Source organism: Arthrobacter sp. zg-Y1116, from assembly GCF_024385485.1.
In the GTDB taxonomy this organism is placed as follows: domain Bacteria; phylum Actinomycetota; class Actinomycetes; order Actinomycetales; family Micrococcaceae; genus Arthrobacter_B.
In genome coordinates this window covers 919,211-938,342 of sequence record NZ_JANFLR010000002.1, presented here as the reverse complement: position 1 = coordinate 938,342, position 19,132 = coordinate 919,211, and the positions used below count along the sequence as shown (strand labels likewise).

The following is a 19,132-nucleotide window of genomic DNA, read 5'->3' as shown; positions in this document are numbered from 1 at the left end:
GAAACGCCCGGTCCCATTCCGAACCCGGAAGCTAAGACCCACAGCGCCGATGGTACTGCATCCGGGAGGATGTGGGAGAGTAGGTCACCGCCGGACAATATTTGAATACAGGTCGAGCCCGTACCAGTGCTGGTACGGGCTCTTCCTCTTTAACCCGCCAATCCGGATAGATTGAATACATGGATTCCAAGGTCGAGACAAAAATCACCAGCGGGCGCGGTATCTTCTGGCTGATCCATTTCGCTGCATTGCTTGTTTCGCTGTCTTGTTTTGCCTACGGAACCACGATTTACGATTCCCTGCCGGAGACAATTCCGACCCATTGGGGCGCCGGCGGCAGCCCGGACGAGTGGGAAGCCAAGTCTTTCGGCACCGTTTTCTTCCCCTTGATGATGGGCGGCGGCCTCAGCGTCCTCCTGGCCCTGATTGCTGCCGTCGTGCCTGCCATGGTTCCCCCGGAGACGGATTCATCGGACTGGGAGCTGTACCGCCGGGAGGGGACGATCCGCGGCACAGTTGCGGCCCTGGGCTGGACCTCATTCCTGATAGCGGTGCTGATCGGTACGCTCACTGTTGCCGGCTGGCGAACCCCGGACCATGTCCCCGCCGGGCCGGCCCTCGTGATGGTTGCGCTGATTCTTGGCTGCCTGGTCCTTTGCTATGCGGCTGGCGCGCGCTGGGCGCGGCGGACGGCTGAGCGGGACGGTGTCCGCCCGACAGCAGAGGAACAGGAAGAGGAGAAGCGATGGGTGGGCGGTATCCTCTACAACGATCCGAATGACCCCCACGTGCTGGTACCCAAGCGCAGCGGGTCCGGCACTGGCTTGACGGTGAATGTCGGCAACCGCGCCGGACGCACCGCCGTCGTTGTGTTCCTGGTCGTTTTTGTTGTCCTTCCTGCCGGTTTCGGAGTCTTCCAGGCCCTGTAAGTACCGCCTGCCGGCTTGGCCAGTTTCTCCACTAGGCTTATACCCATGCGTATTGCTCGATTTGTACAGGACAGCGACCCCGCCTTCGGCGTGGTCGGCGGAGAAGAAGGCAGCGAAGAAATCGCCGTCATTAAGGGTGACCCGTTCTTTTCGGGCGTCCAGCTGACGGGGGAGCGGCACAAGCTGGAAGACGTGCGCCTGCTGGCCCCGATCATCCCGCGAAGCAAAGTGGTCGGCATCGGCCGTAACTACGCGGACCACGCCAGCGAAATGGGCAATGACGTGCCGCCGGCGCCGTTGATGTTCCTCAAGCCGAACACCTCGGTGATCGGCCCCAACGATCCCGTGGTGCTGCCCTCGTTCTCGGACGAGGTTTCCTACGAAGCCGAACTCGCCGTCGTCATCGGGCGCATCTGCAAGGATGTCCCGATTGAACGCGTGGACGAAGTCATCTTCGGCTACACCTGCGCCAACGACCTCACGGCCCGCGATGCCCAGCGCACCGACGACCAGTGGGCCCGCGCCAAGGGCTTTGACACCTCCTGCCCGCTGGGCCCGTGGATCGAAACCGAACTGGATCCCGAGAACACGGCGGTCCGCGGCTACCTCAACGGCGAACTGGTCCAGGACGGCAACACCAACTCGATGATCTGGGGGGTCAAGGAACTGGTTTCCTACGTCTCGCAGGCCTTCACACTGCTGCCGGGCGACGTCATCCTCACAGGCACCCCCGCCGGCGTCGGCATCATCAGCGACGGCGAACGCTTCGAGGTCGATATCGAAGGCATCGGCCGGCTGGTCAACACCGTCCGCAGCTGATGCCCCGCGGAGCGGACCGGGAGTCCGGCCGGAACACAGCCGTGCCTGCGCTGATCTGGTCCTTCATCCTCCTGGCCGCTCCGTTTCTCGGCTTTCCACCCGGTGCCGCCCTGCCGTGGGGTGCAGGTGCAGCGTTGCTGATGGGCGTTTTCCCGGCCGTCCTGGTCACCTACCTGCAGCGGCACAACGACCTCCGCAGCCTGCCGCCGTCGTCCCTGCCGCCCACCGTGCTTGGCGCGGCGGCACTGGCGTTTATGTTCCAGCGGCTCATCCTCTGGCTGGACGGCCCGCTGCCGCTTTCTGCGGCGGCCTTCGCCCTGCTGGCCGCAGTCCTCGTGCTGCTGGTCGCCAACGCGTTCACGTCCTGGTCCTGGCTGGACCTCACGCTGGGGGCGGGCATTGTGATCCTCGGTTCGACGGCGGCCCTGCTGTTCCCGGGATTGCCGGGGACAGTGTCAGGTGTCGTCATTGCCTGCGCCCTGGCGCTTTTCCTAGCCGCCCGGCTGCAGCAGGGACGCCCGGCAGGCCATCTCCTCGCAGCCGCCGCCGGAGCGGCAGCCGGCGGGGGAGTCTTCCTCTGGCTGCTGTCCTACGCACAATAAGGCGGCTACCGGACAGAAGAGTCTAAACTGGGAAGTATCATGACTAACGCTCCCACTCCCTTAGCTGACCTGCCCACCGTTACCGATGACACGCCCGTACGCGTGCGCTTCTGCCCGTCTCCCACGGGCACCCCGCACGTCGGCCTCATCCGGACCGCCCTTTTCAACTGGGCCTATGCCAAGCACACCAAGGGCACCATGGTGTTCCGCATCGAAGATACCGACACTGCGCGTGACAGCGAGGAAAGCTACCTCCAGCTCCTCGACGCGCTGAAGTGGCTGGGCATCACGTGGGATGAAGGCGTGGAAGTGGGCGGCCCGCACGAACCGTACCGGCAGTCCCAGCGCGGCGCGATCTACCAGGACGTCATCGCGAAGCTGCGCGAGGCCGGGTACGTTTACGAGTCCTACTCCACCCCGGAGGAAATCGAAGCACGCCACCGCGCCGCCGGACGCGACATCAAGCTTGGCTATGACAACTATGACCGCGACCTGACCCCGGAGCAGATCGAAGCCTTCCGGGCTGAAGGCCGTTCACCTGTGCTGCGCGTGCGGATGCCGGATGAAGACATCACCTTCACGGACCTGGTCCGCGGCGAGATCACCTTCAAGGCCGGAACCGTTCCCGACTTCGTAGTGGTCCGGGCCAACGGCGCACCGCTGTACACGCTGGTCAACCCGGTGGACGACGCGCTCATGGGCATCACCCACATCCTCCGCGGCGAGGACCTGCTGTCCTCCACCCCCCGCCAGGTCGCGCTCTACCGCGCGCTGATCGACGTCGGCGTGGCCAAGTACATGCCCTTGTTCGGGCACCTCCCGTACGTCATGGGTGCCGGCAACAAGAAGCTGTCCAAGCGCGATCCGGAGTCCAGCCTCTTCCTGCACCGGGAACGCGGCTTCATCCCCGAAGGCCTGCTGAACTACCTGTCCCTGCTGGGCTGGTCCCTGTCCGCAGATGAGGACATTTTCACGGTCGACCAGCTGGTGGAGAACTTCGACATCCACAACGTGCTGGCCAACCCCGCCCGCTTCGACCTGAAGAAGGCCGAGGCCATCAACGGCACCCACGTACGCATGCTCGAAGCCGAAGACTTCCGCAACCGGCTGGTTCCCTACCTGCAGCAGGCCGGCTTGGTAGGGGAGACCCTCACCCCGCGTGAAGAGGAAATCCTGACCGAAGCCGCCCCGCTGGTACAGGAACGCATCACCCTGCTGGGCGAGGCCCCGGACATGCTCGGCTTCCTCTTCAAGGCCGACGACGCCGTCGACGTTGCCGATGACGCCCGCAAGGGCCTGCCGGCGAACCTGGGCGAGGTCCTCGACGCCGCCCTGGCGGCGCTCGAGTCCGTGTCCGACTGGACCGCGGAGAACATCCAGGCAGCGCTGCGCCAGGCACTGGTGGAAGACATGGGCATCAAGCCCCGCCTGGCCTTCGGTCCGGTGCGCACTGCCGTCTCCGGACGCCGGATCTCACCGCCCCTGTTCGAGTCCATGGTCATCCTTGGCCGGGAATCCTCGCTCGCACGGATCCGCGCGTTCCGCGCCGCAGCCTAGGGAACACCGAAATGGGCAGGTTCATCGATGCGGTGCTGTTCGACATCGACGAGACCCTCATCGATCTGCAGGCGGCCATGGGCACTACCCTGCAGGCGGTCAGCGCCGATGACCTGACCCACTTCACAGCGGCGGACTGGGAGGCCTACACCTCCCTGTTCGCCGCCGACCCCCAGGGGCACTATGACGCCTACCTGGCCGGACGGCTGGGCTTTGCCGACCAGCGGGTGCTGCGCCTGCAGCATGCCCGCGAACAGGCGGGGCTGGCATCCCTGGACAGTGACGCGGCACGGGCATGGAACCAGGCCTATGAACAAGCCCTGCCGCAGTACTTCCGCGCCTTTGACGACGTCGCTCCGCTGCTCGATGCCTTGGAAGCCCGCGGCATCGCGTACGGGGCAGTCAGCAACAACGTGCACGACTACCAGCGGGCCAAGCTGGACGCCGCCGGGCTGCAGCGCATCAAGGTCCTGGTCGGCATCGACACCGTCGGTGCCGCCAAACCGGAACCGGCCATCTTCCATGAAGGAGTACGCCTGCTCGGCAGCCGGCTGGAACGGACCGCCTACGTCGGGGACAACCTGCAGGTGGACGCCGTGGGAGCGGCAGGCGCCGGCCTGCTGGGCGTTTGGCTCGACCGCACGGGCAATCCTTCTCCGGTGCGCGACGACGGAGCAGCAGCGCCTTCGGAAGTGCACACCATCGGGTCCCTCGGGGAGCTGCTGGAGCTGGTCTGAAGCGGGCACCGGGCTCGTTTTGTACTTGGTCCGGAAGCCGTGTATAGTTATATCTCGTGCTGAGGGGCTGCGGCCGGGGATAACTCCTCGAGAAGCAGCCGGAAAAGTGCATTGGGATATGGTGTAATTGGCAACACATCGGTTTCTGGTACCGACATTCTAGGTTCGAGTCCTGGTATCCCAGCGGTAATCAATTGGTGGTTTAGCCCCGATTGGTCTCCTCTGAAAGAGTATGAAATACTCTACAGGCCGGTTCTCCGAAACCGGCAAGGAAGTGCCTGGGTTGAAAGACTTGGAGCACTGTACACGGCCCCATCGTATAGCGGCCTAGTACGCTGCCCTCTCACGGCGGTAACGCGGGTTCGAATCCCGCTGGGGTCACAGATTACCGGCTCCGGACAATATGTCCGGGGCCGGTTTTGTTTTGCCCCGATAATATTGGCCCGCGGCGCAGGATTGCCGCCGTGCTAATTTCGAAAAGTCAGCCGCAAAACCATAACCAGAGGAACAGCCCGTGCCGTCCGAAGCCCTGACCGTGGACCAGCTCGATGAAAAGTCACTCCTGGCCCGGATCTTCCCTAGGCTCGGACCGGATACTGCGCTGCTGGGGCCGGGTGACGACGCCGCCGTCATCGCTGCTCCGGACGGCCGAACGGTGATCTCCATCGACACCCTCGTCCAGGACGCAGATTTCCGCCTGCTTTGGCCCTCCGGTTACCGCACCTCTGGGGCCGACGTCGGCTGGAAATGCGTGGCCCAGAATGTCTCCGATATCCGTGCCATGGGTGCGGTGCCCACCTCGCTGGTGGTCAGTCTCACCCTCCCGGGCAGTACGGAAGTCGCATGGGTGGAGGAACTCGCTGCAGGGCTTGCCGCCGGCATTGAATCCCTGGCATTCGAGCGGTGCTCCGTGGTGGGCGGCGACCTTGGCCGGGGCAGCCAGATTGTCGTCACGGCAGCTGTGACAGGTGATTTGGAGGGGCGGGACCCGGTTCTGCGTTCCGGGGCCCGGCCGGGGAACGTTCTGGCCCACATTGGATCGCTGGGACTCGCGGCCGGCGGGCTGGCCGTACTCGAGAGCAACGTTGACATGGCAGACCCCGGGAAGTCCAAGGACCACTTGCTTGCCGTGCTGGCCATGGCGCAGTGCAGGCCGCGTCCGCCGCGGACCGGCGCCGGACCCGAGGCAGCAATTGCGGGCGCTACGGCCATGCTGGACGTCTCCGACGGCCTGGTGCGCGACGCCGGACGCATCGCCCGCGCCTCGGGCGTGGCCATTGACCTCGACGCCGGCTATCTCGCCTCCCGGGCGGAGCTGCTGGCACCGGCAGCTGCGCGCCTCGGTGCGGATCCGCTGGCCTGGGTGCTCGGCGGGGGAGAGGATCACGGGCTGCTGGCCACCTTCCCGCCGGACGCGGTCCTGCCGGAAGGGTTTGTCCGTATTGGAGAGGTAACGGACGGCGAGGGAGTTACCTTCGGCGGAGAGGTGCCGCCGGCCGTCGGCTGGGACCACTTCGCCGGCTAGCTCAGGAGTCCGGCATGATGCGCCGGTTGCGGATCCGTTCGGCCAGCTCCAGCAGCTGCTCCCGGGACAGGTCCGGCAGGTGCTCCAGCTCCTTGACGAAGTCATCCAGTGCGTTGGTGGCCCGGGCCTTGAGGAGTTCGGTGTAGAAACCGACGATGATGCCGGTCATGAGGGCCACAACGAGGATCCCGTACAGGGTCACGACCACCGTGATAATCCGGCCGGCCGGTCCGGTAGCCACATAATCGCCGAAGCCGACGGTTGTGAAGGAAACGAACAGGTACCAGAGGCCGTCGCCGAAATCGGAGAATTGCGGTTCGAGCCGCGGCAGCAGGAAGCCGGCGACCCCAAGGACAATCAGGAAGCCAAAGAAAATGTAGTCGGCGCCGGAGATCCGGACAATGTGCCACAGCACCCGCATCCGCTTCATGGGAACTCCCTTGGGTTTCGATCCCCAACGGTTCTAGGTTCCCAATATAGGGTTACTCGCCGCTGTTGCGCAGTGCCTCGGTAAGCTGGGCTCCGGCCTTGGCCACCACTTCGGCGTGAACGCGGCCCGGCTGGCGGGTGAGGCGTTCTATCGGCCCTGAAATGGACACGGCGGCAATCACCCGTCCGGACGGCCCGCGCACCGGAGCGGAAACGGAGGCAACGCCGGGTTCACGTTCGCCCAGGCTCTGGGCCCAGCCGCGGCGTCGGACACCGGCGAGGACGGTCGGAGTGAAGCGGGCATTCTGCAGGCCCTCGAGCAGACGGTCATGGTCCTCCCAGGCCAGCAGACACTGGGCGGCGGAACCGGCTTTCATGGACAGCTGGGTGCCCACCGGGATGGTGTCCCGCAGGCCGATGGGCCGCTCGGCGGAGGCGACGCAGACCCGCCACTCGCCCTGCCGCCGGAAGACCTGGGAGCTTTCGCCCGTCGCGTCACGCAGCGACAGCAGCACCGGCCCGGCGGAGGCTATCAAACGGTCTTCACCGGCCGCGGAGGCCAGTTCCACCAGGCGTCCGCCCAGGACAAACCGGCCCTGGATATCGCGGCCGACCAGGCGGTGGTGCACCAGTGCCAGTGCCAGCCGGTGCACAGTGGGACGGGCCAGTCCCGTCGCGGAAACCAGCTGCGCCAGCGTGGTGGGGCCGGCTTCCAGTGCATCAAGCACCATGGCCGCTTTGTCGATAACGCCTACCCCGCTGACTGTGTCCATAAGCTGATACTGCCGTCTCACTATCTGAGATGCAAATCGGAAAGCTGGACCGCCGGCTCTGCCTGCTGGTTCTCTTGAGGGACTAGGGATTGAACCAAATGAGGGGTACCGGTATGGGTGAGCATGTGGCAGGCAGGACGCTTGCGCAGAAAGTCTGGGACGAGCACGTGGTCCGCAAGGGGGAGGACGGTGCACCCGACCTGCTCTACATCGATCTCCACCTCGTCCACGAGGTCACCTCCCCGCAGGCCTTCGAGGGCCTGCGGCTGTCAGGCCGCGGACTGCGCCGCCCGGACCTGACCATTGCCACCGAGGACCACAACACTCCCACCCTGGCCATCGACAAGCCCATTGCAGACCCGGTGAGCCGCACCCAGATCGAAACGCTGCGGGCCAACTGCGCCGAGTTCGGCGTGCGGCTGCATCCGCTGGGGGATGCCGAGCAGGGCATCGTCCATGTGGTGGGCCCTCAGCTTGGCCTGACCCAGCCCGGACTCACTGTGGTCTGCGGAGACTCCCACACCTCGACACACGGCGCGTTCGGCGCGCTGGCCATGGGTATCGGCACCTCCGAGGTCGAACACGTCATGGCCACCCAGACACTGTCCCTCAAGCCGTTTCGGACCATGGCAATCAACGTCGAGGGAACCCTGCGGCCCGGTGTGACGTCCAAGGACATCATCCTGGCGGTGATCGCCAAGATCGGCACCGGCGGCGGGCAGGGCTACGTGCTGGAATACCGCGGCTCCGCCATTCGCGCACTGTCGATGGAGGCGCGGATGACCATCTGCAACATGTCCATCGAGGCCGGCGCCCGTGCAGGGATGGTCGCCCCGGACGAAACGACCTTCGCCTACCTCAAGCACCGCCCGCACGCACCACAGGGCCGGGACTGGGACGCCGCCGTCGAGCACTGGAAATCCCTTGCCACGGACGCCGACGCCGAGTTCGACGCCGAGGTTTTCCTGGACGCCGACACCCTGGAACCGTTCGTCACCTGGGGAACCAACCCCGGGCAGGGAGTTTCGCTCTCCGAAGCAGTTCCCGCGCCCGAAGATTTCAGCGATGAAAACGCGCGCGCCGCCGCCGAACGTGCGCTGGCCTACATGGACCTGGCCGCCGGCACTCCCATGAAGGACATCCGCGTGGACACCGTCTTCCTGGGCTCCTGTACCAACAGCCGCATCGAGGACCTGCGGATAGCCGCGGATATTATCCGCGGCCGGCAGAAGGACCCGGCAGTCCGGATGATGGTGGTGCCCGGCTCCGCGCGGGTGCGGCTGGAGGCCGAAGCCGAAGGACTGGACCGGGTGTTCAAGGACTTCGGCGCCGAATGGCGGTTCGCCGGCTGTTCCATGTGCCTGGGCATGAATCCCGACCAGCTCGAGCCGGGGGAGCGCTGCGCCTCCACCTCCAACCGAAACTTCGAGGGCCGGCAGGGCAAGGGTGGACGGACCCACCTGGTCTCCCCGGTGGTGGCAGCAGCCACTGCCGTCCGGGGAACCCTCAGCTCACCCTCGGACCTTGACCCGCTGCCGGGCGCCGTCGTCGGCACCGCAGCCTAGGAGAACCGTCATGGACAAGATCACCACCCACACCGGAATCGGCGTCCCGCTGCGCCAAAGCGACGTGGACACCGACCAGATCATTCCGGCCGTCTACCTCAAGCGGATCACCCGCACCGGATTCGAGGATGCGCTCTTCGCCGGCTGGCGGAAGAACGAGGAATTCATCCTGAACCGGGAACCCTACCGCCAGGGCTCCGTGCTGGTGGCCGGGCCGGACTTCGGTACCGGATCCTCCCGCGAACATGCCGTCTGGGCCCTGAACGACTACGGCTTCCGGGCCGTGCTCTCCTCCCGCTTCGCTGACATTTTCCGCGGGAACGCCGGCAAACAGGGCCTGGTCGCGGCCCAGCTTGCGCAGGATGACATCGAGCTGATCTGGAAGGTCCTGGAAAACTCGCCGGGAACCACGGTCACCGTTGATCTGCAGGCCCGGACCGCGGTCTGCGGCAGCGTCACGGCTCCATTCGAGATTGACGAGTACACCCGCTGGCGCCTGCTGGAGGGATTGGACGACATTGCCCTGACCCTGCGCCATGAGTCGGACATCACGTCGTTCGAGGCCGAGCGCCCCGCGTACAAGCCCACCACGCTCCCTGCCCTGCACTAGTACGGTCCAGGCAGGGGCAGGCCGGCACCGCAATAATCAGCAGGCTTCCGGTTTGCACTCCGGCGGTTTTTCTGCCTCTCCCAGCGCCCCGATATCATTGATAGGCCCCGCTTCGGCGGGGCCTATCCGCTTTCCACTGCGGGCATGACCGGAATCACACCGGTTCCGGCCTGCCGGAGGGCGGCGTTATTTCAGTAAGCAGAGCCTTGCTCATATGCTTGAGTGCAGTCTCTTATTGCTTCCGGGGCCAATCTATTTTAAGAAATCAGGTGTTCATGGGTAGCGTCCTCACCATCCGAGGCGGTGTTCCTCTCTCAGGGAAGGTACCGGTCCGCGGGGCGAAAAATCTGGTCCCCAAGGCGATGGTTGCGGCCCTGCTTGGCACCGGCCCGTCCACCCTGCGCAACGTTCCTGAAATCAAGGACGTCGAGGTAGTTACGTCGCTGCTGCAGCTGCACGGCGTCGAGGTCACCAAGGACCCTGTCACGGGTGATCTCACCATGGATCCGAAGAACGCCAAGACGGCGGCGTCCAAGGACATCGACGCCCACGCCGGCGATTCCCGCATCCCGATCCTGCTCTGCGGGCCCCTCATGCACAGCCTGGGCGAAGCCTTTATTCCTGACCTCGGCGGCTGCAAAATCGGCGACCGGCCCATCGACTACCACCTGCAGATGCTGCGCAACTTCGGTGCCGTAGTGGAAAAGCGCCCCGGCGGCATTTCCATTTCCGCGCCCAAGGGCCTCAGCGGCGCAAAGCTCGAACTGCCGTACCCGAGCGTCGGAGCCACCGAACAGGTGCTCCTGACGGCGGTCAAGGCCGTAGGCATCACCGAGCTTCGCGGCGCGGCCGTGGAACCGGAAATCATGGACCTGATCGCCATCCTGCAGAAGATGGGCGCCATCATCTCCGTGCAGACGGACCGAGTGATCCGCATCGAGGGCGTTTCCGAACTCGCCGGGTACAACCACCGGGCGCTTCCGGACCGCAACGAGGCTGCTTCCTGGGCCTCCGCCGCACTCGTCACCAAGGGTGACATCTACGTTGAGGGCGCGGAGCAGAAGGACCTCACCGCCTTCCTGAATACCTACCGCAAGATCGGCGGCGCGTTCGACGTCGACGACGGCGGCATCCGGTTCTACCACCCGGGCGGCGCACTGAACCCGCTGGTGCTGGAAACGGATGTACACCCCGGCTTTATGACCGACTGGCAGCAGCCCCTGGTTGTCGCCCTGACGCAGGCCGAGGGCGTGTCCATCGTGCACGAAACCGTGTACGAGAACCGTTTCGGGTTCACGGATGCGCTGATCCGCATGGGTGCCAACATCCAGGTGCACCGTGAGTGCCTGGGCAGCGTTCCGTGCCGTTTCGGCCAGCGCAACTTCCTGCACTCGGCGGTTATTGCCGGATCCGTGCAGCTGCGCGGTGCAGAGATCGACATCCCGGACCTGCGCGGCGGCTTCAGCCACCTCATTGCGGCGCTGGCTGCCGAGGGAACCTCGCGGGTGACCGGCATCGAGCTGATCAACCGCGGGTACGAGCACTTCCAGGGCAAGCTCGAGGGCCTCGGCGCGGACTTTGACGTCGCTTCCGGCGTATCTGCCGGACTCCGGTAGCCTGACGGAATGACGGAATCGAATAAGTCACGGGTTGTTTTTGCTCTGCTCGCCGGATCTCTCCGGCCGGTATTCAATATCTTCCTGAAAAAGCAGTGGCAGGGGGCAGAGAACCTGCCGAAGGACCCGGGCTTCATTGTCTGCCCGAACCACGTGACTGAAATCGATCCGGTGGTCGTGGGGCACTTCCTGTACAACCAGGGGCGCCCGCCGCACTTCCTCGCGAAGGCATCCCTCTTTAAGGTGCCCGTGCTGGGACCGGCGCTGTCCGCCACGAACCAGGTCCCGGTGGAGCGGATCACCACCGGGGCCGCCGGTTCGCTGGACGCTGCCCGTGAAGCCCTGGCGGCAGGGCGCACGCTGGTCATCTACCCCGAAGGCACCCTCACCCGGGACCCCGACCTCTGGCCGATGAAAGGCCGGACCGGGGCTGCGCGGCTGGCCCTGCAGACCGGGGTGCCCGTCATTCCGATCGCCCACTGGGGTGCCCAGGAAGCCTTCCCGCGCTACGCGAAGTTCCCCAAGCTGTTCCCGCGCAAGCGGGTGCGGCTGGTGGTCGGCAAGCCCGTGGACCTGTCCGAATTCTCCGGACTGCCGATCAGCAAGGCAGTGCTGGACGCAGCCACGGAACGGATCATGTCCGACCTTACGGACATGGTCTCCAAGCTCCGCGGCACCCAGCCGCCCACCGAGCGGTGGAACCCCGTGGCCCGGGGCCAGCGGCAGGTGGGACGTTCCTTCGAAAACGGAGCCGGCGCATCCGCCACATCAACCAAACCAATCCAACCGGAGGCCGGACAGTGACCCCCCGCAGTGAACACCCCGCCGTCGTCGTCGTACTGGGCGCCGGCAGCTGGGGTACCGCCTTTGCCAAGATTGCCGCCGACTCGGGAGCCGGGCGCGGCACCGACGTCCGGCTCTGGGCCCGCCGCCCCGAGGTGGCCGCAGACATCAACGGCAGGCACCGCAACACCCAGTACCTCAAGGACACCGTCCTGCCCGCGAACCTGCGCGCCTTCACGGACCTCGGCGAGGTGCTCGCCGGAGCCGACATGGTGGTCCTCGCCGTCCCTGCACAGTCCCTGCGCGCACAGCTCCGGGACGTTGCCGGCCGGATCCCCGCCGACGCCGTCGTTGTGTCGCTGATGAAGGGCCTGGAGCGGGGCACCGACGCCCGGATGAGCCAGGTGATCGCCGAGGAACTGGGACTGCCCGCCGAGCGTATCGCCGTGGTTTCCGGACCGAACCTTGCCATGGAAATTGCCCGGCAGGAGCCCACCGCGTCCGTAGTGGCCTGCACCGACCTGGATACCGCCGCTTGGATCGCCGAGGCCTGCACGGCGCCGTATTTCCGCCCCTACACCAACGAGGACGTGGTGGGCACCGAGATCGGCGGCATCGTCAAGAACGTTATTGCCCTCGCGGTGGGGATCTGCGACGGCAAGGGCATGGGCGACAACACCAAGGCGTCCGTGATGACCCGCGGACTTGCCGAAACCACCCGCCTGGCCCTGGCGCTGGGCGGCAATGCGGAAACCATGGCCGGCCTGGCCGGCATGGGCGACCTGATTGCCACCTGTTCCTCGCCGCTGTCGCGCAACCACACGGCAGGTACGCTGCTGGCCCAGGGCCTGAGCCTTGCCGAGGTCAACGCGTCCATGACCCAGACCGCCGAGGGCATCAAGTCCGCGCAGGCCGTGCTGGACCGCGCCACCCAGCTTGGCGTCTACATGCCCATCACCGAAAACGTTGTCGCCGTACTGCAGGGCGTAATTACTGTTGACGAACTGGGCCCGCGGTTGCTGGCCCGAGAACTGAAATCCGAAGGTGTGTCCGCCCCGTGACTGTTGAACCCCTGCCCGCCGGTACCGTAGCTGACCGTCCCGGAACTGAGCGCCCCCGGGTTGCCGTCCTGTTCGGCGGACGCTCCAGCGAACACGCCGTCAGCTGCGTGACCGCGGCCGGCGTGCTGCAGGCCATTGATACGTCCAAGTACGACGTCGTTCCCATCGGCATCGCGAAGAACGGCCAGTGGAGCCTGGTGTCGGCTGACCCGGCCGAGTGGTCCCTGCGCGCCGCGACCCTGCCCGAGGTTCCGGCGTCGGAGGAATCCGTGGTGCTCTCCTCGCAGAACGGCAGCCGGGAACTGGTGGCACACGCCGCCGGCAGCCTGCCCCGCAGCCTCGGCACCATCGACGTGGTGATGCCGCTGCTGCACGGCCCCTTCGGCGAGGACGGAACCCTCCAGGGCATGCTGGAGATGGCTGACATGAGGTATGTGGGAGCAGGTGTCCTGGCGTCTGCCGTCGGCATGGACAAGCACTACATGAAGGTGGTCTTCGAATCCGCAGGCCTGATGGTAGGCCCCTATGAGGTCATCACCGACCGGCAGTGGCTGCGCGACCCGCAGTCCTGCCTTGACCGTGCCGGTGCCCTGGAATTCCCGCTGTTCGTCAAGCCGGCCCGCGCCGGTTCCTCCATGGGCATCACCCGTGTCACGGATGCAGCGGAACTGCCGGCAGCCATCGAAGCGGCACGCCTCCACGACCCGAAGGTGGTCGTGGAAGCCGGGATCGTCGGCCGGGAAATCGAAGTGGCCGTCCTGCAGGGACGCGGCACCGAGGATCCGCGCACCAGCCAGCCCGGCGAGGTTGCCGTGCGCGACGGCGGCCACGAGTGGTACGACTTCGAAGCCAAGTACGTGGACGGGGCGGCGGCAGACCTGAGCTGCCCGGCCGACCTTCCGGCGGATATCACCGCCCGGGTCCGCAGGCTTGCCGGGACCGCCTTCGACGCAGTGGGCGGTGAAGGCCTGTCCCGGGTGGACTTCTTCTACACGCCGGACGGCGAACTGATCATCAACGAGATCAACACCATGCCCGGCTTCACACCCATCAGCATGTATCCGCAGATGTGGGCCAAGTCCGGGTTGCCGTACACCGAGCTGATCGATGAACTGATTTCCCTGGCGCTGGCCCGGAAGACGGGGCTGCGCTAGCCCTGCCCGGCCTCCAGGTCCAGCGTGTCCGCGGGGCTCAGGCACTGGCTGGTGGGCTCGATTTTGGACACTGCGTTCTGCAGCTGGACCAAAAGCGTGGACGAGGCCACCTCGTTCGGATTAAAGATCACTTCCACCGCCGGTTCCCGGCCGTAGGTGGTGGCGGTCCAGGTGTCTTCGCCCTCACGCAGGATCCAGTCGACGCCGTTCACTGAGGCGCACGGATCGGTGGTCGGGCCCGGCACGGGGACACCGCACTTCAGGATCGCCCGGGACGGGTTGCCCCACGCGGCCGTCGACTGGCTGTCGGTGTCCCGCAGGGCGTAACCGGCCATCTCGTCCGGCAAAGCCACCATGACGGCGGCGCAGTCCGGATTGGCAGCGTCCGGGGCCGATTCGATGCTGGCTACCGGACTGCAGCCGGTGGCCGCCACTGCAGCGAGAATGAGGACTGCTGGTAACGCATAGAACTTCATGATTCCAGCGTATCCGCCGCGGTGCCCCGGACCGGAATCGGAATGTATAGACTCATACCGCCCCCGACCTGAGGAAAAACACTTGAGCGAGTACCCCTTTTCCCCTGAAACTGACGTTCCCGCAGACACCACGCGCAGGAAGTCACACCGTGTGCGAAATGTGCTGCTGGTTTTTGTTGCCCTCGTGTTGGTTGCCGCGCTGGCGGCCGGTGGCTACCTGTGGCATCTGGCGCGGACCTTCGACAGTTCCACGGACACCATTGCCAATGCGCTTCCAGAGACACGTCCGGAGAAGGGCGCTGCCGCAGGAGACTCACAGAACATCCTGCTGATGGGAAGCGATACCCGCGATCCCGCTTCCGGCGACGCACGGTCGGACACGATGATGCTGGTCCATATCCCCGGGGATCGAAGCGGCGTTTACGTTATGTCGATCATGCGGGACACCTGGGTGGAGATCCCCGGGCACGGGGAACACAAGATCAACGCTGCCATGGCTCTCGGCGGAGTGTCCCTGACGGTTGACACCGTTCAGACCCTGTTCGACGTCCCCATCGACCACGTGGCGATTATCGATTTTGAAGGTTTCCAGGGTCTGACGGACGCCCTGGGCGGGGTTACCCTCAACAACGACATCGCCTTCCAGTCCGAGGGCGGCCACGGCGAGTACTTTGCCGCCGGGCCGATCACCGTTGAGGGTGAGTCCGCGCTCAAGTACGTCCGCGAGCGGTACGCCTTTGCCGACGGGGACTACCAGCGGGTCAAGAACCAGCAGGCTTTCCTGAGCGGTGTGATCTCCGGTGTCCTCAACACGGAAACCCTGACCGACCCGGTAAAGGTCAGCAACATCGTGGGCGAAATTTCACCGTACCTGAGCGTTGATGAAGACCTGGACGCAGCGGCGGCAGGGGCGTTGGCGGTCAGCCTCCGCAACGTCCGGTCCGGGGATGTCCATATGTTCACCCTGCCGAACGCCGGGGTAGGCACGTCCTCCGACGGACAGTCGATTGTGGTGCCGGACGAGGCAGCCATCGCCGAAATCGGTGCTGCACTGGACGCTGACGACCTCGCCGGCTACCTCCGGTCCGCCGTTCCGCAGAGTTGACCGGCCCAACCGGCGGCAAATCGTTATCGGCCACTGTCAGTGCCCTGCGGTAGGCTTCCTAATGACATAGACGGTTAGCGGCAATGACGGCGAAGACCGGATGGGACGGGCCCCGATGAGCGGCACCAGCAGGACCAGAGACAGCTCTACAAGCAGGAAACGGGATTACCTTGCAGACTAAAATCACCGCCAACGCGCAAGCGCTGAAGCGATGGTTGAGCAACGCAGAGGTCTCCTTGGGTAACCACAGCGACCGCCTCAATGCCATCAATATCTTTCCCGTGGCCGACGGCGATACCGGCACCAACCTCTACCTGACGCTCCGCTCCGCCTCGAGGGCTATTGTGGAAGAGGATACCGCCGACATCGGCGAGCTGCTGGGAATAGCCGGCCGTGCAGCGATGGAAGAAGCCCGCGGCAACTCCGGAACCCTGTTTTCCGTCTTCCTCACCTCCATGGCGGAACCCCTGGCCGGCGCAACCCGGCTCTCCGCGCCGTTGCTCGCATCCGCCCTGCAGCGTGCGCAGCTGCGCTCCTGGTCGGTACTTAGCGACCCGGTGCCCGGCACCATGCTCTCCGTCCTCGAGGCGGCAGCCCACGCCGCCTCCGACAGCGAAGCAGCAGTCACCGGAGATGACAGCAACGTGGGACTCGCGGTCACGCTGCGCGCCGTGATGGACGCCGCCCTGACGGCCGTCATCCACACCGAAAGCCAGCTGGATGCGCTTGCCGCTGCCCATGTGGTGGACGCCGGCGGCGTCGGTTTCCTGCTGGTACTGGACGCCCTGCGAGCCGCAGCCCTGGGCGAGGAACTGCAGGAAGAACTGTTGGACGGACTGCACGGCTACGACGTCCAGGACCCGCACATCCACGCCCACATGCCCCGCATGGAAGGCGTGGAGGTCATGTGCACCATCACCCTCAGCCCGTTGGATGCAGCCACGCTGCGGCTCCAGCTGGACGAGCTGGGGGACTCCGTCATCATGAGCGCCGTCAGCCCGGTGGGAGACGGCTACCGCTGGCGGATCCACGTCCACACGCCCGACGCCGGTGCCGCCATCGATCTGCTGCGCACCCTGGGCGATCCCGAGAACCTGACCATCACCGAGCTGTCCGCAGACGGACACGAAACCAAAGAAGTCCCCGAGGCACATGGACTCTAGGCTCCCCGGAGAACTCGACTTTCCGCTGGACCGCCGGATCGGCAAGACCACGGCCAACGCCATGGAGAAGCAGCTCGGCCTGAAGACCGTCGGCGATCTGCTCCACCATTTCCCGCGCCGGTACCTCGAGCGGGGCGAACTCACACCCATCGCCGAAATACCGTTCGACGAAGACGTCACCCTGATAGCCCGGGTGCAAAGCAACAACCGCCGGCAGATGCGGGCCCGCAAGGGATCGATCGTTGAAGTGGTGGTCACCGACGACACCGACGGCAGCCTCGGCCAGCTGCACCTGACGTTCTTCAACGGGTTCAACGCCCACAAGGAGCTCACCGTCGGCACCCGGGCCATGTTCTCCGGCAAGGTCGGTGCCTACCGCGGCCAGCTGCAGCTGACCAATCCCAGTTACGCGCTGCTGGATGATGACGCCGTGGATGAGGAGGAGGCCAAACGGCCTATCCCCGTCTACCCGGCCTCCGCCAAACTAGCCAGTCCCACCATTGAAAAGTCCGTGTCGATGCTGCTGGACGTGCTTCAGGCAGCCCGGCTGCGTGATCCGATCCCGGAGCCGATCCGCCGTCGGGAACACTTACCCGACATCACGCAGGCCTACCAGCGGATCCACCGGCCGGCCACCATGGAGGAGGCCTACGCCGCCCGGCACCGGTTCCGGTACCAGGAAGCCCTGGTCCTGCAGACCGCACTGGCCCGGCGTCGTGCCCTGACCGCCGAAGAGGAAGCCACCGCGCGTCCGGCAGTGCCCGGCGGCCTCCTGGACCGCTTTGACGCGTCCCTACCCTTCACCCTGACTCGCGGCCAGGCCGAAATCGGGCGCGACCTTTCCGCCGAACTGGGCGGGGACCATCCCATGAACCGCCTCCTGCAGGGCGAGGTGGGCTCGGGCAAGACCCTGGTGGCGCTGCGCGCCATGCTGCAGGTGATCGACGCCGGGGGACAGGCCGCGCTGCTGGCACCCACCGAAGTTCTGGCATCGCAGCACTACGAATCCATCAGCGCCATGCTGGGACCGCTGGGCCGCGGCGGCCAGCTCGACGGCGATCCGGACGGCACCCGCGTGGCGCTGCTCACCGGGTCGATGAGCACCGCCGGGCGGCGGGCGGCCATGCTGGATGCTGCCGGCGGCGCCGCCGGAATCATCATCGGCACGCACGCACTGCTGTCCGAGAACGTCTCCTTTGCCGACCTCGGCCTGGTGGTGGTGGATGAACAGCACCGGTTCGGCGTCGAGCAGCGCGATGTCCTGCGCACCAAGGGGCACAGCACCCCGCACCTGCTGGTCATGACGGCCACCCCGATTCCCCGTACCGTGGCGATGACCGTCTTCGGTGACCTCGAGGTCTCCACCCTCACCGAGCTGCCGGCCGGGCGGGCCCCCATCTCCACCTACGTCTCGCCGCTGGCCGAAAAGCCGCAGTGGGAGCAGCGGATCTGGGCCCGCGCCCGGGAAGAGATCGACGCCGGCCGTCAGGTGTACGTGGTCTGCCCCAAAATCGGAGCGAAAGAAGAGGAACCCGGTACGGAGCTGGACCTGTTCGACGAGAAGGAAGCAGCTGCCGGACGGGAGCGTGCCCAGCGGCAGGAGCTGACCTCCGTCACCGAGTTGACCGAATACCTCACCACCGTGCCGGCGCTCGCAGGGAAGGTCATTGCGCCGCTGCACGGCCGGCTGGACCCGAACGACAAGCACGAGACCATGGCTGCCTTCAATCGCGGCGACATTGACGTGCTGGTCTCCACCACCGTCATCGAAGTGGGGGTGGATGTGCCCAATGCCTCGCTGATGGTGATCATGGACGCGGACCGGTTCGGCATCTCCCAGCTGCACCAGCTGCGCGGCCGGGTGGGCCGCGGCGGGCTGCCCGGCACCTGCCTGCTCGTGACGCAGCTGGAACCGGGACATCCGAGCCGTGAGCGGCTGGAGGCCGTGGCGGCCACCACCGACGGCTTCGAACTGTCCCGCAAGGACCTGGAACTGCGCCGCGAAGGCGACATCCTCGGCGCCAGCCAGTCCGGCGGCCGCTCCACCCTGAAACTGCTGCGCGCCGTCCAGGACGAAAAGCTCATTGAAAAGGCACGTGCCGACGCCGTGGCCCTGGTGGCCGAGGATCCGGACCTGCGCGACTACCCGGCCCTGGATGAAGCCATCGAGGCCTACCTGAACCCCGAAGCCGAGGCGTTCCTGGAGCGCGGCTAACGCCCGCCTTCCG

18 protein-coding genes, 2 tRNA genes and 1 rRNA gene are annotated in these 19,132 nt (G+C 65.8%); 18 read left to right on the top strand and 3 right to left on the bottom strand.

What is annotated here, in order from left to right:
- The 9 genes from rrf to thiL all read left to right on the top strand — a co-directional run.
- A 5S ribosomal RNA gene (gene rrf, locus NNX34_RS11200) occupies positions 1-96 on the top strand; the annotation flags it as partial.
- 83 nt (positions 97-179) lie between these two features.
- The gene (locus tag NNX34_RS11195) at positions 180-929 is read left to right on the top strand and encodes a DUF1648 domain-containing protein (protein ID WP_255766571.1); all 750 of its coding nucleotides are present in this window, start codon (positions 180-182) and stop codon (positions 927-929) included.
- A 45-nt stretch (positions 930-974) separates the two neighbouring features.
- Positions 975-1,748: a fumarylacetoacetate hydrolase family protein gene (locus NNX34_RS11190; protein ID WP_227923562.1), complete on the top strand. Its 774-nt coding sequence runs from the start codon at positions 975-977 to the stop codon at positions 1,746-1,748.
- Positions 1,749-1,789: 41 nt separating this feature from the next.
- Positions 1,790-2,350: a hypothetical protein gene (locus NNX34_RS11185; RefSeq protein ID WP_255766570.1), complete on the top strand. Its 561-nt coding sequence runs from the start codon at positions 1,790-1,792 to the stop codon at positions 2,348-2,350.
- Between the two features lie 39 nt (positions 2,351-2,389).
- Complete coding sequence (gene gltX / locus NNX34_RS11180) at positions 2,390-3,907, top strand: glutamate--tRNA ligase (RefSeq protein WP_255766569.1); 1,518 nt, start codon at positions 2,390-2,392, stop codon at positions 3,905-3,907.
- Positions 3,908-3,918: 11 nt separating this feature from the next.
- A complete protein-coding gene (locus NNX34_RS11175) occupies positions 3,919-4,644 on the top strand; it encodes an HAD family hydrolase (protein ID WP_255766568.1) in 726 nt (241 codons plus the stop codon).
- A gap of 112 nt (positions 4,645-4,756) precedes the next feature.
- Positions 4,757-4,828 (top strand) — tRNA-Gln (locus NNX34_RS11170).
- A 124-nt stretch (positions 4,829-4,952) separates the two neighbouring features.
- Positions 4,953-5,025: transfer RNA gene (locus NNX34_RS11165), tRNA-Glu, on the top strand.
- A gap of 133 nt (positions 5,026-5,158) precedes the next feature.
- Positions 5,159-6,169 carry a thiamine-phosphate kinase gene (gene thiL / locus NNX34_RS11160; RefSeq protein ID WP_255766567.1) on the top strand — a complete coding sequence of 337 codons (1,011 nt, stop codon included), beginning with the start codon at positions 5,159-5,161 and terminating at the stop codon, positions 6,167-6,169.
- 1 nt (position 6,170) lies between these two features.
- On the opposite strand, the gene NNX34_RS11155 is transcribed toward thiL, so the two are convergent.
- Both NNX34_RS11155 and NNX34_RS11150 read right to left on the bottom strand, forming a co-directional pair.
- Positions 6,171-6,599: a potassium channel family protein gene (locus NNX34_RS11155; RefSeq protein WP_255766566.1), complete on the bottom strand. Its 429-nt coding sequence runs from the start codon at positions 6,597-6,599 to the stop codon at positions 6,171-6,173.
- Between the two features lie 52 nt (positions 6,600-6,651).
- Positions 6,652-7,371: an IclR family transcriptional regulator gene (locus NNX34_RS11150; RefSeq protein ID WP_227923577.1), complete on the bottom strand. Its 720-nt coding sequence runs from the start codon at positions 7,369-7,371 to the stop codon at positions 6,652-6,654.
- A gap of 98 nt (positions 7,372-7,469) precedes the next feature.
- On the opposite strand from NNX34_RS11150, the gene leuC reads away from it, so the two are divergent.
- From leuC to NNX34_RS11120, 6 genes are all read left to right on the top strand, one after another.
- Positions 7,470-8,936, top strand: a complete 1,467-nt coding sequence (leuC, locus tag NNX34_RS11145; protein ID WP_255766565.1) for a 3-isopropylmalate dehydratase large subunit — start codon at positions 7,470-7,472, stop codon at positions 8,934-8,936.
- A 10-nt stretch (positions 8,937-8,946) separates the two neighbouring features.
- A complete protein-coding gene (gene leuD, locus NNX34_RS11140; RefSeq protein WP_255766564.1) occupies positions 8,947-9,546 on the top strand; it encodes a 3-isopropylmalate dehydratase small subunit in 600 nt (199 codons plus the stop codon).
- A gap of 275 nt (positions 9,547-9,821) precedes the next feature.
- Positions 9,822-11,162 carry a UDP-N-acetylglucosamine 1-carboxyvinyltransferase gene (gene murA, locus NNX34_RS11135; RefSeq protein WP_255766563.1) on the top strand — a complete coding sequence of 447 codons (1,341 nt, stop codon included), beginning with the start codon at positions 9,822-9,824 and terminating at the stop codon, positions 11,160-11,162.
- Positions 11,163-11,171: 9 nt separating this feature from the next.
- Positions 11,172-11,966 (top strand): 1-acyl-sn-glycerol-3-phosphate acyltransferase, encoded by a 795-nt coding sequence (locus NNX34_RS11130; RefSeq protein WP_255766562.1) that lies wholly within the window; start codon positions 11,172-11,174, stop codon positions 11,964-11,966.
- Complete coding sequence (locus NNX34_RS11125; RefSeq protein WP_255766561.1) at positions 11,963-13,006, top strand: NAD(P)H-dependent glycerol-3-phosphate dehydrogenase; 1,044 nt, start codon at positions 11,963-11,965, stop codon at positions 13,004-13,006. Before NNX34_RS11130 ends, NNX34_RS11125 begins: the two co-directional genes overlap by 4 nt.
- Entirely contained in the window at positions 13,003-14,160 is a 1,158-nt protein-coding gene (locus NNX34_RS11120; RefSeq protein ID WP_255766560.1) for a D-alanine--D-alanine ligase family protein, read from the top strand. The genes NNX34_RS11125 and NNX34_RS11120 overlap by 4 nt, the downstream gene beginning before the upstream one ends.
- Here the strand turns inward: NNX34_RS11120 and NNX34_RS11115 are convergent.
- Positions 14,157-14,636, bottom strand: coding sequence for a DUF3515 domain-containing protein (locus tag NNX34_RS11115; protein ID WP_255766559.1), 480 nt, complete (start codon positions 14,634-14,636; stop codon positions 14,157-14,159). The two genes, NNX34_RS11120 and NNX34_RS11115, sit on opposite strands and share 4 nt — an antisense overlap.
- An 82-nt stretch (positions 14,637-14,718) precedes the next feature.
- Between NNX34_RS11115 and NNX34_RS11110 the strand changes: the two genes are divergently transcribed.
- The 3 genes from NNX34_RS11110 (at position 14,719) to NNX34_RS11100 (ending at position 19,119) form a co-directional block, all read left to right on the top strand.
- Positions 14,719-15,741, top strand: a complete 1,023-nt coding sequence (locus NNX34_RS11110) for an LCP family protein (protein WP_255766558.1) — start codon at positions 14,719-14,721, stop codon at positions 15,739-15,741.
- Positions 15,742-15,944: 203 nt separating this feature from the next.
- Complete coding sequence (locus tag NNX34_RS11105; protein ID WP_255766598.1) at positions 15,945-16,904, top strand: DAK2 domain-containing protein; 960 nt, start codon at positions 15,945-15,947, stop codon at positions 16,902-16,904.
- Entirely contained in the window at positions 16,894-19,119 is a 2,226-nt protein-coding gene (locus tag NNX34_RS11100; protein ID WP_255766557.1) for an ATP-dependent DNA helicase RecG, read from the top strand. Before NNX34_RS11105 ends, NNX34_RS11100 begins: the two co-directional genes overlap by 11 nt.
- The last annotated feature ends 13 nt before the right edge of the window (positions 19,120-19,132 follow it).

What these genes read in the sequence shown, in the direction of transcription:
- NNX34_RS11195 (WP_255766571.1), top strand. Translation starts at nt 180, where the DNA reads ATGGATTCCAAGGTCGAGACAAAAATCACCAGCGGGCGCGGTATCTTC.
- NNX34_RS11190 (WP_227923562.1), top strand. Translation starts at nt 975, where the DNA reads ATGCGTATTGCTCGATTTGTACAGGACAGCGACCCCGCCTTCGGCGTG.
- gltX (WP_255766569.1), top strand. Translation starts at nt 2,390, where the DNA reads ATGACTAACGCTCCCACTCCCTTAGCTGACCTGCCCACCGTTACCGAT.
- NNX34_RS11175 (WP_255766568.1), top strand. Translation starts at nt 3,919, where the DNA reads ATGGGCAGGTTCATCGATGCGGTGCTGTTCGACATCGACGAGACCCTC.
- NNX34_RS11155 (WP_255766566.1), bottom strand. Translation starts at nt 6,599, where the DNA reads ATGAAGCGGATGCGGGTGCTGTGGCACATTGTCCGGATCTCCGGCGCC.
- NNX34_RS11150 (WP_227923577.1), bottom strand. Translation starts at nt 7,371, where the DNA reads ATGGACACAGTCAGCGGGGTAGGCGTTATCGACAAAGCGGCCATGGTG.
- leuC (WP_255766565.1), top strand. Translation starts at nt 7,470, where the DNA reads ATGAGGGGTACCGGTATGGGTGAGCATGTGGCAGGCAGGACGCTTGCG.
- leuD (WP_255766564.1), top strand. Translation starts at nt 8,947, where the DNA reads ATGGACAAGATCACCACCCACACCGGAATCGGCGTCCCGCTGCGCCAA.
- murA (WP_255766563.1), top strand. Translation starts at nt 9,822, where the DNA reads ATGGGTAGCGTCCTCACCATCCGAGGCGGTGTTCCTCTCTCAGGGAAG.
- NNX34_RS11130 (WP_255766562.1), top strand. Translation starts at nt 11,172, where the DNA reads ATGACGGAATCGAATAAGTCACGGGTTGTTTTTGCTCTGCTCGCCGGA.
- NNX34_RS11115 (WP_255766559.1), bottom strand. Translation starts at nt 14,636, where the DNA reads ATGAAGTTCTATGCGTTACCAGCAGTCCTCATTCTCGCTGCAGTGGCG.
- NNX34_RS11100 (WP_255766557.1), top strand. Translation starts at nt 16,894, where the DNA reads ATGGACTCTAGGCTCCCCGGAGAACTCGACTTTCCGCTGGACCGCCGG.